The sequence below is a fragment of the Maribacter aurantiacus genome (assembly GCF_005780245.1).
Classification (GTDB): Bacteria; Bacteroidota; Bacteroidia; order Flavobacteriales; family Flavobacteriaceae; genus Maribacter; species Maribacter flavus.
In genome coordinates this window covers 140,644-156,901 of the sequence record NZ_VBUK01000005.1, presented here as the reverse complement: position 1 = coordinate 156,901, position 16,258 = coordinate 140,644, and the positions used below count along the sequence as shown (strand labels likewise).

Below are 16,258 nucleotides of genomic sequence, written 5' to 3'. Positions count from 1 at the left end.
ATGCTACTCAATTATAATTCTCAAGGACTCTGTTTTGGATTCCGTCTCAATTAACAAATTGTAAACTCCAGAACTTATATTACTTACATCAAGTGTTACAGAACTCCCAATGTCAGCGAATGTATTTTGATATACCTCCATACCCGCATTATTGAATAAACTGACCGATATATTATCAGCTATTGTATTAGAAAAATAGAGCGAAATTTCACCATTTGAAACGGGATTGGGATAGGCCAAAATTTTATTGAACCCCTCAATGGTAAATTCCTTTTCAAAAACACCTTGGCAATCTATATCCGTATGTACAGCTATTTGATTTTTACCCTTAGTGATGGGTATGGTAATCTCACTTTCTGAGGTGAAATAGATTTGATCATTAAATGCTACTCTATAATTAGTCCCACCCTTCATTTTTAGGGTAATGGATTTTCCGTTCGGGTCTATTGTCGGGATTACATCCAAATGTTCAGGTTCCGTAATTTGAACTGAATAACACCTTTCAAATCCTGGTTCATCATCAACCAAAATACAAACATCATAGTTGCCGGCCATCAGATTTTGAAAACTGACGAAGGTTCTAAAAGTCTTACTTTCTATTACCCCCCCTTCTGTCGATAAAGTTGCCGTGTAACCCAAATTTTCAACTGCTGTTACCAGTAGGCTTCCATTATCACTCGTAGCACAAGTCTCTCCATTAGTCTGCACACTAAAATTGGTAACGGGTAGAGTAAACATCTCACAACCATCACTATTAACCAAACTACCTAAGGGGGTTTCCTGACATTGGTCTAAAGCATTAAGAATACCATCCCCATCAATATCATCATCACAAGAGTCTGAAATACCATCTTGATCAAAATCCGAGTTATCAAAATTAGTTGTAATTGCTACTTCTGATACAGAAATACAACCATTGGCATCAAAAACAGAAACGGTATAAGTTCCTTCCGTTAAATTTTCAAAGAGACTTTCTGTCTGAGACGAGGAAATATCGGAACTGTTTAAAGAATATGAATAAATTCCACTTCCACCTGTGGTATTAATAATCTCAATACTGGCATCAGCTGCATTTTCACAGATTATATTAGTAACGAAAATATCATATTGTAAAGGGCTTGGTTCTCCAATTTCTATTAGAATAGCTTCGCTTAACCCATTTACATCTTCAATGACTACATGGTAGTAGCCAGACGCTAAATTTGAAAATTTACCGCTACTCTGGGCAGAAGCTACTGGATTTCCCAAGGTATCTTGAAGATAAAAAACATAGGGTTGTGTACCTCCTTCGACATTTACTAATAAAGAACCATTTGTTTCACCGCTACAGCTAACCGAATTTACTTCAGTGCTATTGACAACCAATGGAGATACTTCAGGTTTATCAACTTCTATTATGTGTGCAGAACCCATTTCACTTACTAAGTAAGTGCCAACCACAATTAAAGATCCTGTAGCCACCATAGTATCACCGAAGCTCTCATATTCGCTGGGTGTGCAGTTCGTAAATTTTTCAAAAAACGCCCATTCTCCATTTCCATCTCTTTTAAAAGTGTAAATAGAACCGCTCGATGTTGCACCATCATCATCCCTTGAAGCACCAATTACAATAAAATTATCTTCAATGGAAATGCTTTCAGCAAAACGGTCGCCCGTGCTTAAATCATCTGGTACCAGCTTTGTGGTTTGTGTCCATACATTGTTTACATCCTTGTTAAAAACATAGGCCGCACCATCCCAATCAGGACCTTGAAAATTAACTAAAGAAGACACTAGAACCGTATCATTGGATATGGCAACCTTCCTACCAAAGAATTCATTTGCTAGTCCGTCATTGGGCAATATCTTCTGATGTTGAACCCATGTGCCAGTATTATTTCTTGTAAATAAATAGGCCACACCACTATTATCACCTAAATCGTTACTATACCAAGAACCAATTATTGCAGTATCCTCATAAACATCAACAGAAATACCAAAGCCATTATAGGTTTCCGGATCTAAGGAAACTAGTTTTTGTTTCTCAGACCAATTATTATTCACTTTTTCAAACACATAGACCGAACCCGTATTTATTGCAGTATCATCATCATTGGGAGCTCCTATAAATAAATTATCCTCAAATACACTTAGGGAATATCCAAAATGATCAGAAAAATAGGCATCGGATGCTTCTAACTTTTGTGTTTCATTCCAAAGATTAGCTACATCCTTTTGAAAAACATAAACCGCTCCAGTACTTGAATTCTTCCCATAAGCCCCTATAAAAAGCTCCTCGTTTGAGAATGTAAGCGAAAATCCAAAAATATCTTCGGCCTCAATATCCATCGAGAACAATTTTTGGGTTTCAATCCAACTACCGTTTGCTTGTTTTTCATAGATGTAAACAGAACCGCTATGATATCCGTTTTCATTATCATAATAAGAAGCAACAGCAATTGTTCTCTCATCAGGAGAAATTGCCGACCCCTTTCCAAAAAGTTCGCCTGTACTTCCATCTGAGGCAATAATCTCAATAATTTCGCAATTGGAACTATCATTATCAATAATTGTACCTACGGCGGTAGCATCGCTTATACTAATTTCAGGAACAGTTACATTTGAAATTACAACTGTAAAATCTTCAGTAGACTCCAGAAGATTATCATCATTAATTAAAACTGATATATTTTGAACTTCACCGTCGTTTCCTGCAAAAGAAAGTGTACCATTGGAACTAGAAAAGTCATCTGGACTTAAAGCAGATCCGTTGTTAACCGCATAGTCCACTGTAAATCCGCCAGGAGCATTACCGTTAAGGACAACTTCAAAAATGGCTAAATCATCAGCTTCATTTACTGATATATCAGAATTCATTTGTAATGAACTTGTTGAACAATCAATGCCATTAATTGTTATGGAGTCCATTATGAAACAACCCATTGAATCCCTAGTGTAGACTTCATAAGTACCTTCAGAAAGGTTCTCAAAAACATTTGATGATAAAAAAGTTACACCATCTAAACTATGTTCATAGTTGGGAGAACCACCTGATACCGTAATTTCTAAGCTTCCATTGTTCACCCCACTACAAGTATCATTTTTAAGAATAGTGGTTGATATTGGTAATGGTTCATTTATGGTGGCAATCGCGTCTATATTAGATAAATCGGTATCAACAACCCTAACTAAGTAATCCCCTGGACCCAAATTTACAAACACGCTAGTCGATTGAGAAGGAACAAGAACAAATGAACCAGTACTATCTAGAAGTTCATATTGATAAGGTCCTGTACCACCAGAGGCAGCGACTTGTATTTGGCCATCGTTAGAGCCAAAACAAGAAATATCAATAACTGTTAACGAAGAAGTTAAAGGTGCTCCATTATTCAAAATGGCAACATCAAACTCGTGCGTTTTTTGAATAAATGAATTACCGCTTTTATTGTCGAAGGGACTTTTTTTACCCGTAATTACGAAAAGGGAGTACATAAAAAACACAAAAAAACTTGATAGCAAGGATACCCGCATAAGAAAAGTGTAATGGTCAACTTGTATTTAAACAAACCTTAAATAGATAACCATAACGAAAACTTTAACACTATATTTTAAGTAACTTGTTTAGAATCAATACATCTATGTCAGAACTGTTCAAATAATATATTTAATAGCTTTTGCACATAATTTAAAGTCCAAAAAGTTTTTAAAAGATGAAAAAAGGGTTTTATATTTGCACCCGCTAAGGAGGAATGGCAGAGTGGTCGAATGCGGCAGTCTTGAAAACTGTTGAGGGTCACACCTCCGGGGGTTCGAATCCCTCTTCCTCCGCAAAAGAAACCCGCAACGAAAGTTGCGGGTTTTGTATTTTAAGAACCGTCAAAAGCGCGCTTTTGTAAGCGGATGAAAATACAAAACCAACAAACGCAATTTGTGGAGGGTTTTTGTGTGTACGTAGTCGTGCCTATTCCGGGAAATACCATAAACTGGAAGCCTTACCACCTGCTTCAATTCAAATAAATAATCCAATAGTAGAAATATTCAAAAAATCCGATGGCATTCATTTCTTCTACAACTTTTGCCACCCAGTCCACAATGCGCAATGTATTAATTTCCTTTGGTCATAGGTGCCATTTGGACAGAATAAGGGAAGGTCAAAAACAACAAAGGCTCGTCAATTGCGCTTTACCCTATACGTAATTCTTCTATTCGTCACGATATTGGCGACAACGTTTAAATATACCGTTGCGGTATCGCACAGGTAGCTATTGTCCACAAATTCCATGCTGCACAATGAGGGCCGTGAAGATCCACTACCATCCATGAACCTACCCAAAATAATGTTTGTGGCCAACCCCGTATTTAGGGGAGAAAAGGCGGGTGCCAATGCAAAAACGCTGGTTGCACCATTTGCCGTATAGGTAACGTTTCCGGAGAGTTCGTCATAATGTATGGTATATGGCACATTACCGGAAACAAAACTTCCTAAATTCACAGTAAAGGAATCCGGCAAACCGGTTGATCCATTGATGACGTCTACCCGTAGCCCCATATTATTGCCCGAAATGTGGTATACCCTAAAATTTCCGGCAGTAATTATATCTGCAGTACTCTCTTGATCTTCGTATTCAAAGGAAATCGTAAAACTGGTAAAATCAAAAATACCTCCCGTATTAGGTATATTGATGTCAAAACCTGCAGAACCACCGGCACCTGATGGAAAATAGATTCCGCAACCTGTCTGACCTGCGGAAGGATTTACAGAAGTTGCATTTGGTCCAATGGTAGCCAGGGCCAAATTGGGATCGTCAAAATCAAATCTGGATACTACCTCCGTTGGAGTACCCTCATCACATACCCTATAGGTAAAACTATCAGTACCAACGAACCCTGTATTGGGAGTGTACAAAAAACTACCATCAGTATCCAAGGTAAGGCTTCCTGAACTTGGTCCGATAACAGGAGCTGTCCTAGATCGAAGGTTGGTGCCAAAATTGGCATCCGTGTCATTCGCCAAAACACCCTGCAGGTCATCTATCGCCAATGGGATTTGGTAACCCACATTGTAAAAATCGTCATTGCCAACTGGCGGTAGATTCTGTGCAACCGCCAATATGGAGGACAATAACAGTAAAACAACCAAAAAACTGCGAACACTCATTTTTTCTAATAATAAACCAATTTTAAGAATAATGAAGACAATGGCAATTTTATGTTGTGAATGTCCAAAATGATGAGGTAAACCCCTCTAAAGGCGAAAGCCTATGGAAAAACCTTTGACCAAAAGTAGGTATTACGTTATTAGTTAAAATCAATAATCGTTCTTTGACCTTCAAGAATGAGAGCCAACGATTATTTTATTTGGTCATTGAAAGGGACCTCAAACTTCTATTTTTTATGCTATTTTCTTGGATATGTTTTAGTTGGATTTTTCAAAATCAGGTCCTTTATTCATGCCACAAAATAGGGAAAAGGAGGACCGTAAGGCATTGGCTAGATGGCTACAATGGCTCCGGTCTACAAAGCCATAGAAGTTACCGTCCCATTAAATGCTGCTTATAAAGTGCTTATTTTAGTACTTTTCCGGAATGAAGGCAAACTTGGTAAGCATCCTCATTCCCTTTAAAAACACGGCGCCCTATCTCCGGGAATGCCTGGATTCTATTTTGGCACAGTCCTACCCATCTTGGGAAGTCATCGCCGTGAACGACCACTCCACGGATGAAAGTCTGCAAATCGTACAGGAATATGCCAGTAAGGATGCGCGTATCAAGGTGGTTGAAAATTCCGGTGCCGGTGTGATCCATGCCTTGCAGACGGCTTATGCCCAAAGCAACGGAACCTTCATCACCCGAATGGATTCCGACGATATCATGACCCCAGACCGACTGGAGGTTATGACAAATTCGTTGCTGGAACATGGCCCGGGACATGTTGCCGTGGGGCAGGTAAGATACTTCTCGCTCCGGGGTATTAGCGATGGCTACGACCGCTATGAAAAATGGCTCAACCGACTAACGGCAAAGGGCAGCAATTTTAGCGAAATCTATAAGGAATGTGTCATTCCCTCCCCCTGCTGGATGGTGCATAGAACTGATTTTGATGCCTGTGACGGTTTTAATCCATATCGATATCCAGAGGATTACGACCTTACCTTTCGGTTCTATGAAGCCGGACTCAACATCATTCCCTGCGATAAAACCTTACTGTATTGGAGGGACTATGACCACCGCACTTCCCGAACCAGCGAACACTACGCCCAAAACTATTTTTTGGACATCAAGCTCCATTATTTTTTAAAGCTGGATTATAATCCAAAACGCCTGCTCGTGGTCTGGGGCGCGGGTTTTAAGGGGAAAAAGATTGCCAAATCCCTGATCGAACAGCATATCGAATTCACATGGATCTGCAACAATCCAAAGAAAATCGGGAAGAAAATTTATGGCAAGACCCTACTTTCGTTTCAAGAACTGGCTAAAATCGGTGCTTCACAAAGCATCGTGACCGTGGCCAATGAACAGGCCCAAGAGGAAATAAGAGGGTATTTTAAGAAACTGGGTTTGAAGCACATGACGGACTATTTCTTTTTCTGCTAATTTTTCGGTTACGATAATCACCAGAAGAATAAAAAAACCGCGTCTACTCCTACGAACAAAATCCCTATCTTTGACCAATCACGTTAAGGAATGCAGTTTAAATATCCAGAACTTCTTTGGGCCCTTTTGCTTCTAGCCATTCCAATTATTATCCATCTTTTTCAGCTCCGCAGATTCAAAAAAACGCCGTTTACCAATGTAAAACTGCTCAAAAAGGTCGTTTCGGAATCCAGAAGGAGCAGTGTACTCAAAAAGTGGCTTATCCTCTTGGCCCGACTGGGAATCTTTGCCAGTTTGATCCTTGCGTTCGCCCAGCCCTTCAGTGCCAATGAAAATGCCCTAAAACCCCAGCAAACGGTCATCTACCTGGACAATTCCTTTAGCATGGAGGCGAAATTGGACAACGGCTCCCTCCTGCAGAACATGGTGCAGGAAATCATAAAGAACGTTCCAAAAAACAGCTCGTTTTCCCTATTGACGAATGATCGGGTGTTCGAGGACGTGGAAATTGCGGACATACAAAATGAGCTCATCGACCTGGCACCCAGCACCAATCAACTGTCCTTGGACCAGGTACTGTTACGCAGTACTACCCTCTTCCAAAACGACCCGGACATTATTAAAAGGACCGTTTTTATTTCCGATTTTCAAGAACGTCTGGGACCCCTACCCGATACGGAGGAAAACCCCGATATCTATTTTATAAAACAGGTGCCACAGGATTTGCTGAACGTCTCCATCGATTCGGTCTATATTTCGGAATCGGACAATGCGGTAGTGGAATTGACCGCTGTGTTATCCTCCAATGAAACCCTAGAAAGCCACCCGGTCTCCCTTTATAATGGGGACAATCTAATCGCGAAAACTGCTGCGCCCTTTGCGAACGGCCGAAATGCATCGGTCACGTTTTCCGTACCCGCCAATGCGGCCATCGCCGGTAGGATCGTTATTTCGGACACCGGACTTTCATACGACAACGAATTTTACTTCAATTTGGACAGTCCGAAGAAAATCAGGGTGCTGGCCATCTCGGAAAACGACCCCGAATTCCTCAGAAGAATTTACGGCCCGGACGAATTTGATTTCGGGAGCACGCCCTTGGGCCAAGTGAATTACAGTGCCGTTGAAGACTATAATTTATTGGTATTGAATGAATTGGAGCAGATTCCCGCCGGATTGCAAAGTACGTTGCGTACCTTTGTTGCGAACGGGGGCAGCTTTGTGGTCATTCCCGCACAGAGCATCGATATAGCCTCCTATAACGGTCTTGCCGCTTCCTATTTCAATACGAGCTACGGCCCACTGCTACCCCAGAAGGCCTCCATTTCCGGTATTGCGTTCGAGCATCCCATCTATAAAAATGTGTTCAACAAACGCGTGACGAATTTTCAATATCCGGAGGTAGAAAGTTTCTACAGTTTTAGTTCCGAAGGTCCTAAAGTCCTTACGTTCCAGAACGGGAACGCATTTTTGACAGGGAACGAAAACGCCTTTTTCTTTGCATCGGCCTTAAACCAGCAAAACTCCAATTTTAAGAATTCCCCCCTCATCGTTCCCACATTTTACAACATGGCCCGCAACAGCCTAAAATTGCCCCAACTGTACCAGACCCTAGGGACCCAAGCGACTTTGGAAATACCCATCTCCCTTTCCAAGGACCGTATTTTGAAGGTTGCAAAGGACGATTATGAGTTTATTCCCCAACAAATTTCCCTGCCAAAAAAAGTGCAACTGACCTTTGATGAAAACCCCAAAACGGACGGAATCTTTCAAATTAGCAACGGTAATGAGGCCCTTGGCCAAATAAGTTTCAACTACGACCGCAAGGAAAGTGAGCTCAGATATTTGGATATCGGTTCGGTTGAAAGCGACCGGGTCTTTGACTCCATTTCCCGTTTTTTTGAGGATGTCCAAAAATCAAGCAGCGTCAACGAATTCTGGAAATGGTTTGCTATTTTAGCACTGGTTTTTGTACTAATGGAATCCGCACTTCAGAGGTTCTTAAAATAAGGCTTAGATGAACATACTTCTAAAATCGGTAAAGATTGTAAATGGGGCAACCAAGGAAAACCACCTTAAGAAGAGGGATATATTAATCAAGAACGGCCTTATAGAAAAGATTGCCACCTCCATCGATGCGCCGGCGAAGACAAAAATCATTGAATTCCCCAATTTACATGTTTCCGTAGGATGGATGGATACCGGGATAAGCTTTGGCGAACCGGGCTATGAGGAAAGGGAAACCATTGAAAACGGGCTAGATACGGCCGCCAAGAGCGGATTTACGGACATCGTGCTAAATCCTAACAGTTTTCCGCTGCCGGATAGTAGTTCCGATATCGTCTTTCTAAAAAACGCGGGCAAGGGGCATTTGACCAAGCTGCACCCCTTGGGAAACCTCACCGTTGGTGGCAAAGGGGAGGCCTTGGCAGAACTGTACGATATGAAGAACGCAGGGGCCGTGGGCTTCTACGATTTCAAGCATGCCGTTTCCAACCCAAACCTGTTGAAAATCGCCCTGCAGTACGCACAAAATTTTGACGGTATGGTAATAAGCTTTCCGCTGGACACCCATATAGCCGGAAAGGGCATCGTAAACGAAGGGGTCGTAAGTACCAAACTGGGATTAAAGGGCATACCCGCCTTGGCCGAAGAACTTCAGGTTTCCAGGGACCTGTTCATCCTTGAATATACCGGCGGCAAACTGCACATCCCTACCCTAAGTACCACAGATTCCGTAAAACTGGTGGCAGCGGCCAAGAAAAAAGGGCTACAGGTAACCTGCAGCGTGGCCGTTCATAACCTGTTCCATACGGACGACGCGTTGGAAGATTTTGACACGAACTACAAGGTCCTTCCGCCGTTACGCACTTCCAAGGACTCCAAGGAACTCCTTAAAGCGGTTAAAAATGGCACCATCGATTTTGTGACCTGTGACCATAGCCCCTTGAACATAGAACTGAAAAAGGTGGAATTTGACAATGCCGATTACGGTACTACAGGACTTGAAAGCAGTTTTGGGGCCTTGAACCAGCTTTTTTCAATCGAGGAAACCATTGACATCCTAACCCGGGGCAGGGAAGCCTTCGGAATCGAAAATCTGGAACTAAAAGAAGGTGCCAAGGCCAATCTGACGCTTTTTGACCCAACGAAGGAATATACCTTTACGGAATCCCATATAGAAAGCAGTTCAAAGAACAGTCTTTTTCTGGGCCATACCCTGAAGGGAAAAGTGCTGGGAACCATTGCCAACAACCAAGTCCAATTAAACGAGTAGTATGGCAGCAAATGCAGTAGCCGGAAAAAACACGGCCATCATTTCCTATTTGACCCTCATTGGGGCCCTTATCGCCATTACCATGAACGTGGAGCCCAAACATGAATTTGCCAGGTTCCATATACGGCAGGCTTTTGGGATACACCTGTTGTTCCATGCCTTTGCGCTTTTTTCCAGTGTTTGGTACAATCAGTACGGCCTTTACGGACTTTATATTTGTTATCTGGCCCTTTGGTTTTATGGGTTTTTGGGTGCCCTGAACAACAAAAAGCAACTTGTCCCCATCATTGGGACCTATTTTCAAAAATGGTTCACCTTTATTCAATAGTACATGACGACGGCCCCCTTATCCTTGGAACACATCATAAAACCTTCCTCCATAAAGCAGGGAAAATCCCCCGTACTGTTTATGTTGCACGGTTACGGCAGCAATGAAGAAGACCTTTATTCCTTTGCGGACGAATTGCCCAACGAGTATTGCATCATTTCAGTGAGGGCGCCCTATACCCTTCAACCTTTTGGCTATGCTTGGTACGCCATTCATTTTGACAACGAACAGGGAAAATGGAGCGACGATGCGCAGGCGATTGAATCCCGGGACAAAATCCGCACGTTTATCGATGAGGCCTGTACTGCCTATCATTTGGATGAAGCGGATGTAACCCTTCTGGGATTTAGTCAAGGTACCATCCTTAGCTATGCCGTTGCCCTCTCCTATCCCGAAAAAATCAAAAGAGTGGTCGCGCTAAGCGGCTATATCAACGAGCGGATTCTAAAAGAAGGATACACCAAAAATAAATTCGATTCTTTAAAAATCTATGCCTCGCACGGACAGGTGGACCAAGTGATCCCTATTGAATGGGCGCAAAAGGCTCCGCTACTTCTAGACAAATTGGGAGTTTCCCATGTATTTGAGGAGTTTCCTGTGGGACACGGGGTGGCACCGCAGAATTTCTATGCCTTTAAAAAGTGGCTGGAAGCAAACCGCTAGTTGCTTCGGGTGTATAATAATTGGTCTATAAGGGTAAAATCGACGCCCAGATCGTCCTTTAGCTCATAGCGAATCAGGATTTCGCCCCAATACATTCCATCTGAAAAATCGGCCAAAATCCATTTGTGGTTCAGCACCTTGATTTTGTTGATCTTAAAATCGTTTTGCATACCCTCATAAGGTACCAGCGGATTATCCCCCTGGGATTCGTTGGTTTCCAGTAATTTATCGGAAATATAACGCGTAGGATTTTCCAATTCCAAATGGTCGTAATAGGCCAGGGCATCGTCATTGTTCTCCAAGGAAAAATATTGCATTTCCAAAGCACGCAATTCACTTTGTTGCAGGGAATCCTTAAGGTTTTCAACCTTGCCCTCCAAGCTTTGTATCCTGGCCGTATTCACTACGGACATTTTACTGCCTCTAACCGCGAGATATAGACAGATCAGGGCGGAAAAAATAAACAGGTACAAATAAATGTTCTTCTTCATGGTTTATATCGCAATAGTGAGATTATCGTAGGCCAAATGTACATTTTTAGGAAGACTCTTTTCAACTTCGGCATGAAAACCCAACAAATGGCTTATGTGGGTAAAATAGGCGCGCTGTGGTTTCACCTTTTTCACAAAGTCCAGCGCTTCTTCCAAGTTAAAATGGGAATGGTGTGGCTCTATGCGCAAGGCGTTGACCACCAATACCTTGGTGCCCACTATCTTTTCAAGTTCCTCCTCGGCAACTGATTTTACATCGGTCAAATAGGTAAAACCACCTATGCGATAGCCAAAAACCTTTAGCCTGTTGTGCATTACCTGAATGGGCGTGACGCGACGGTCCCCTATCTCAAAATCGGTATCCTTTTCCACCAAATTGATTGCCACGGAAGGTGCCCCCGGATATCTGTCCTTATCCTGAAAAATATAATCGAAGCGTCTTTTTAAGGATTTCACCACCCGTTTATGGGCGAATATGGGAATATCCCCTTGCCTAAAGAAATAAGGCCGAATATCATCGATGCCCGCCGTGTGGTCCGAATGCTCGTGGGTAAACAGGATCCCGTCCAGTTTTTTAACCTTATTGACCAACATTTGTTGTCTAAAATCCGGTCCGCAATCAATCACATAGTTATAGCCTCCCCAAGAAAGCAAGACGGACACCCGAAGTCTTTTGTCCCTGGAATCCTCGCTCAAACACACCGGGTGTTCACTACCAATGACGGGTACACCTTGGGAAGTTCCCGTTCCTAGAAAAGTAACTTTAAGGCCTTCATCCATATTCACCAAATGTAATCCTTATTTAAGAAATAGCGGCCCAAATAGGAATAAGCTTACGGCAAAGCGATAGGCCCCTACGTAATTTAATGGGAAGCCGCATTTTTTTGATTGGTTTCGCCGTTAGGTTGCCCTTTCTTCATAACTTTGTTGAAACAATTTATAGGAATGGCCTCAGTTTTAAAGAGAGAAAGTGTTTTCGAGAATATACCCTCGATCAAAGCCAAAACTTTAAGAATCAACCTAAATCCCGATATCTACGGCACGTTTGCCGAGATTGGGGCCGGACAAGAAACAGCTCGTCATTTCTTTAGGTCGGGCGGGGCCTCTGGTACCATTGCCAAGGCCATGAGTGCCTATGACAAGGATTTTAGCGATGCCATTTATGGAGTGGAGGAAGACGGCCGCTATGTAACGCAGGCCAGGCTGAAAACCATGATCAAATATGAGATGCAGTTGATGGAGGAACGAATCAGCCGGGAAAAACACCCCAACAGGGTTTTCTTTTCCTATGCCAATACCGTTGCCACCATAGATTTCTCAAAACGTTATAAGGGACATGGTTGGGTAGGTATCCGATATCAATTGGACCCCAAACAGAAAGAATACGACGAAATAGTCCTGCACGTACGATTTAAACAAAACGAGGCCAGGCTGCAACAAGAGACCTTAGGTATCTTGGGAGTTAACTTGATCTATGGTGCTTTTTACAAGTACCACAAGCCCAAGAAAATGTTGAAATATCTATATGATCATATAGACAAGGACACCTTGGAAATTGACATGATCAATTTTTCAGGGCCCAATTTCAAGGATGTTGACAACCGATTGATGAGTCTTCAACTGATCAGAAACGATATGACCGACGCGGTAATGTTCGGTCCGGACGGAAACAACCTTTTGCCTGCCGCAGTACTTTACAAAAAGAATATTTTAGCCCTTAGAGGTAGTTTTAGACCGGTTACCAAAGTGAATATGGACATGTTCCATAAGTCCTATGATATTTTTGTTAGAGATCCACAGGTTGATCAAGAAAACAGTATTGTAATCTTTGAAATCACGTTGTCGAACCTAAAAGCATCCGGAGAAATTGACGAGGAAGATTTTATGGACCGTGCGGAACTACTATGCTCCCTTGGGCATTTCGTTATGATTTCCAAGTTTCAGGAATACTACAGACTGGTAGAGTATTTCAACAATTACACCAAGAATAGGATCGGACTTACTATGGGAGTCAACAATCTTGTCGATATTTTTGATGAAAAGTACTATCGCCACTTGAGCGGTGGTATTTTGGAGGCCTTTGGAAAATTATTCTTTAAAGATTTACAGGTGTATCTGTATCCAATGAAAAACCCGGATACCGGCCAGGTCATGACCAGCAACAATGTAAAGGTGCATCCAAGGATGAAGGAGCTTTACAAATTCTTCAAGTATAACGGTAAGGTCATGGACATTATAGACTATGAACCGGATATCATGGATATTTTCTCTAGGGACGTACTGAGAAAAATCATGAACGGTGAAGACGGATGGGAAAAAATGCTGCCAGAAGGTATTGCAGAAATCATCAAGGAAAAAAACCTATTCAATAAAAAAGAACTTTCGAAACCGGAAGAAATTGAAAAGGAAATAGAAAAAAAATAACCCCCTATACGGGGGTTTTTTTAGTCCAATAACTGGGCGGCGTGGTCTTTGGTCTTTACCTTGTCGATAACCTTGGTCACTGTACCTTCCTCATTGATTACAAACGTCTTTCTGTGAATACCGTCATATTCCCGTCCCATAAATTTTTTTGGACCCCACACCCCAAATATTTTCAGGACCGTGTGGTCCTCATCGGCCAGGAGCGGAAATGGAAAATCATACTTGTTCTTAAAGTTAGATTGTTGTTTCTGGGAGTCGGCACTAACACCAAGCAAGTCATAACCAGCACCTTGAAGTGCTTTGTAATTATCCCTTAAGTTACATGCTTCGGCAGTACAGCCCGGGGTATTTGCCTTGGGATAGAAAAAAACAATCAATTTCTTTCCGCTATAATCGGATAAATTAATAGTATTGCCGTCTTGATCTTTGGCTGAAAATTGGGGGACCTTATCCCCTTCCTTTAGTGTTTTCATAGTCAATTATCTTATATTTTGTTCAATATTATTTTTATAAAATTAAACAAAAATGACGAAGGTAGAAAAGGTATCTTTCGCTATTTCAAAATTACAGGAACTATATCCCACCATTCCCGTTCCTCTGGAACATAAGGATCCGTACACCCTTTTGATCGCGGTCCTCATGTCCGCCCAAAGTACGGATGTTAGGGTCAATCAAATTACCCCCCTACTCTTTGAAAAAGCGGACAATCCTTTTGACATGGTAAAACTGAGGGTGGAGGAAATTAGGGAAATCATTAAACCCGTTGGGCTGTCACCCATGAAATCCAAAGGAATACATGGACTGTCAAAAATCTTGATTGAAAAATACAACGGGGAGGTTCCTAAGGAAATCGAATTATTGGAAGAACTTCCGGCCGTAGGTCACAAAACCGCCAGTGTGGTGGTTTCACAGGCATTTGGTATACCAGCATTTCCAGTAGATACGCACATCCATAGGTTGATGTACCGATGGGGCTTTTCAAACGGAAAAAATGTCGTGCAAACTGAAAAGGACGCCAAAAGGTTGTTTCCCAAGCCATTATGGAACGACCTACATCTACAGATCATTTGGTACGGCAGGGATTACTCGCCAGCTAGAGGTTGGGATCTTGAGAAGGATATCATCACCAAAACGATTGGAAGGAAATCCGTAATCGATGAATACTTACATAAAAAAAAGACCCGCTAAGCGGGTCAGTATTCTAGTTTAAATAAGTTTCGAACTCCAAGTCCTTGTATTTTACATCGTACAAAGCCTTTGAAAAACTCAACAAAAAGTTGATCGTTTTTGGGCAAACTTTTTTAAACTCAGTTCTTTCCTGATAATTAGAGTAGATTTTTTCCATATTTCCATTGTTGTTACATTAATTTAACGCAACTAAAATGGAAATATTGTTCAGCTATTCTTGAGTAGGATTAATTCGTTAGAACGATATTGTGTTTTTCGATTATTTTTCTAATGTTGATCAGGGCATATCGCATTCTCCCCAGTGCCGTATTGATACTAACCCCAGTGTTTTCGGAAATTTCCTTGAAGCTCATATCCTTGTAGATACGCATAATCAAAACTTCTTTTTGATCATCCGGTAATTCTTCGATCAGTTCCCTTAAATCCGTATCAATTTGATCTTTGATCAACTGCTTTTCGGCATTCAATTTGTCATCACCTATTACAGAAAAGATATTGAAATCCTCATTCCCCTCAAACATTGGCATCCTTTTATTTTTCCTAAAGTGGTCTATAATAAGGTTATGCGCAATTCTCATTACCCAAGGTAGGAACTTGCCCTCTTCACTGTAGTTTCCTTTTTTAAGGGTTTTGATAACCTTGATAAAGGTATCCTGGAAAATATCCTCGGTTATATCCCTATCCAATACTTTGGAATAAATAAAGCTTGTAATACGTTGATTATGTCTGTGGATAAGGATTTCCAATGCTTTCTCATCGCCGCTGATATAATCTCTTACTAGTTCTGAATCTTCAATCTGTAATTCCATATTAGTTACTTTCATTAGGTGACAGGGTGGGGATCCTGATTTGGTTATTAATTAATTGTAATTAGTCGTTCAATTCTGATATAAAACTAGATAAATCACACCCTGTAGGAAAAAGTATGTTGTAAAACCGCCTTTTTCTGATGTGAAAACATGGAAACTTATTTTCTGTACAATAAATACACATTTTAATAGTTACTTACGCCATTTAAAAAAGGCTATGTAAATACCTGGATGTGGTAAACCTCCGCTAGTAGTACCTTAATCGATAAAACACAAAACCCCGGGAAATGCTTTCCCGGGGTTCCTGTAGTATAGTAGAAAATATAACTAGTTCAAATTACTTTCAAATTGTATGCCTTTGGCTTCCGTTATATTGAGTGATTTTGAATAATCCAGTAAAAACTTGATCGTTTCAGGTTTCGCGGATACTTTTTTAGAAGTGTTTTCTGTAGTCTGGTAAATTTTTTCCATATTCTTCCGTTTTGGTTACATCTAAAAAACGCCAA

At 41.4% G+C, this 16,258-nt stretch carries 14 protein-coding genes and 1 tRNA gene; 8 read left to right on the top strand and 7 right to left on the bottom strand.

The window, feature by feature from the left end; all coding sequences use genetic code 11:
• Positions 1–3: 3 nt before the first annotated feature.
• Positions 4–3,510 carry a Calx-beta domain-containing protein gene (locus FEK29_RS10500; protein WP_138258390.1) on the bottom strand — a complete coding sequence of 1,169 codons (3,507 nt, stop codon included), beginning with the start codon at positions 3,508–3,510 and terminating at the stop codon, positions 4–6.
• A 212-nt stretch (positions 3,511–3,722) separates the two neighbouring features.
• Between FEK29_RS10500 and FEK29_RS10495 the strand changes: the two genes are divergently transcribed.
• A tRNA-Ser gene (locus FEK29_RS10495) sits at positions 3,723–3,807 on the top strand.
• A gap of 343 nt (positions 3,808–4,150) precedes the next feature.
• Here the strand turns inward: FEK29_RS10495 and FEK29_RS10490 are convergent.
• Complete coding sequence (locus FEK29_RS10490) at positions 4,151–5,137, bottom strand: Ig-like domain-containing protein (RefSeq protein ID WP_138258389.1); 987 nt, start codon at positions 5,135–5,137, stop codon at positions 4,151–4,153.
• A 427-nt stretch (positions 5,138–5,564) separates the two neighbouring features.
• Here FEK29_RS10490 and FEK29_RS10485 point away from each other — a divergent pair, with 427 nt between their 5' ends.
• From FEK29_RS10485 to FEK29_RS10465, 5 genes are all read left to right on the top strand, one after another.
• The gene (locus FEK29_RS10485; RefSeq protein WP_138258388.1) at positions 5,565–6,572 is read left to right on the top strand and encodes a glycosyltransferase family 2 protein; all 1,008 of its coding nucleotides are present in this window, start codon (positions 5,565–5,567) and stop codon (positions 6,570–6,572) included.
• Positions 6,573–6,662: 90 nt separating this feature from the next.
• The gene (locus FEK29_RS10480; protein ID WP_138258387.1) at positions 6,663–8,582 is read left to right on the top strand and encodes a BatA domain-containing protein; all 1,920 of its coding nucleotides are present in this window, start codon (positions 6,663–6,665) and stop codon (positions 8,580–8,582) included.
• Positions 8,583–8,589: 7 nt separating this feature from the next.
• Entirely contained in the window at positions 8,590–9,849 is a 1,260-nt protein-coding gene (locus FEK29_RS10475; protein WP_138258386.1) for a dihydroorotase, read from the top strand.
• A 1-nt stretch (position 9,850) separates the two neighbouring features.
• Positions 9,851–10,177 (top strand): hypothetical protein, encoded by a 327-nt coding sequence (locus tag FEK29_RS10470; protein ID WP_138258385.1) that lies wholly within the window; start codon positions 9,851–9,853, stop codon positions 10,175–10,177.
• A gap of 3 nt (positions 10,178–10,180) precedes the next feature.
• The gene (locus FEK29_RS10465) at positions 10,181–10,840 is read left to right on the top strand and encodes an alpha/beta hydrolase (RefSeq protein WP_138258384.1); all 660 of its coding nucleotides are present in this window, start codon (positions 10,181–10,183) and stop codon (positions 10,838–10,840) included.
• On the opposite strand, the gene FEK29_RS10460 is transcribed toward FEK29_RS10465, so the two are convergent.
• Together FEK29_RS10460 and FEK29_RS10455 are read right to left on the bottom strand one after the other, a co-directional pair.
• Complete coding sequence (locus FEK29_RS10460) at positions 10,837–11,331, bottom strand: hydrolase (protein WP_138258383.1); 495 nt, start codon at positions 11,329–11,331, stop codon at positions 10,837–10,839. The two genes, FEK29_RS10465 and FEK29_RS10460, sit on opposite strands and share 4 nt — an antisense overlap.
• A gap of 3 nt (positions 11,332–11,334) precedes the next feature.
• Positions 11,335–12,111: an MBL fold metallo-hydrolase gene (locus FEK29_RS10455; RefSeq protein ID WP_138258382.1), complete on the bottom strand. Its 777-nt coding sequence runs from the start codon at positions 12,109–12,111 to the stop codon at positions 11,335–11,337.
• A 165-nt stretch (positions 12,112–12,276) separates the two neighbouring features.
• On the opposite strand from FEK29_RS10455, the gene FEK29_RS10450 reads away from it, so the two are divergent.
• Positions 12,277–13,755 (top strand): nucleotidyl transferase family protein, encoded by a 1,479-nt coding sequence (locus FEK29_RS10450; RefSeq protein ID WP_138258381.1) that lies wholly within the window; start codon positions 12,277–12,279, stop codon positions 13,753–13,755.
• 20 nt (positions 13,756–13,775) lie between these two features.
• Here FEK29_RS10450 and bcp read toward each other — a convergent pair whose 3' ends face one another.
• Positions 13,776–14,228, bottom strand: a complete 453-nt coding sequence (gene bcp, locus FEK29_RS10445; RefSeq protein ID WP_138258380.1) for a thioredoxin-dependent thiol peroxidase — start codon at positions 14,226–14,228, stop codon at positions 13,776–13,778.
• 52 nt (positions 14,229–14,280) lie between these two features.
• On the opposite strand from bcp, the gene FEK29_RS10440 reads away from it, so the two are divergent.
• The gene (locus tag FEK29_RS10440) at positions 14,281–14,943 is read left to right on the top strand and encodes an endonuclease III domain-containing protein (RefSeq protein ID WP_138258379.1); all 663 of its coding nucleotides are present in this window, start codon (positions 14,281–14,283) and stop codon (positions 14,941–14,943) included.
• Positions 14,944–15,170: 227 nt separating this feature from the next.
• Here FEK29_RS10440 and FEK29_RS10435 read toward each other — a convergent pair whose 3' ends face one another.
• On the bottom strand, positions 15,171–15,752 hold the full coding sequence (locus FEK29_RS10435; RefSeq protein ID WP_138258378.1) for an RNA polymerase sigma factor: 582 nt from the start codon (positions 15,750–15,752) through the stop codon (positions 15,171–15,173).
• A gap of 327 nt (positions 15,753–16,079) precedes the next feature.
• On the bottom strand, positions 16,080–16,223 hold the full coding sequence (locus FEK29_RS18055; RefSeq protein WP_162850214.1) for a hypothetical protein: 144 nt from the start codon (positions 16,221–16,223) through the stop codon (positions 16,080–16,082).
• Between the last annotated feature and the right edge of the window lie 35 nt (positions 16,224–16,258).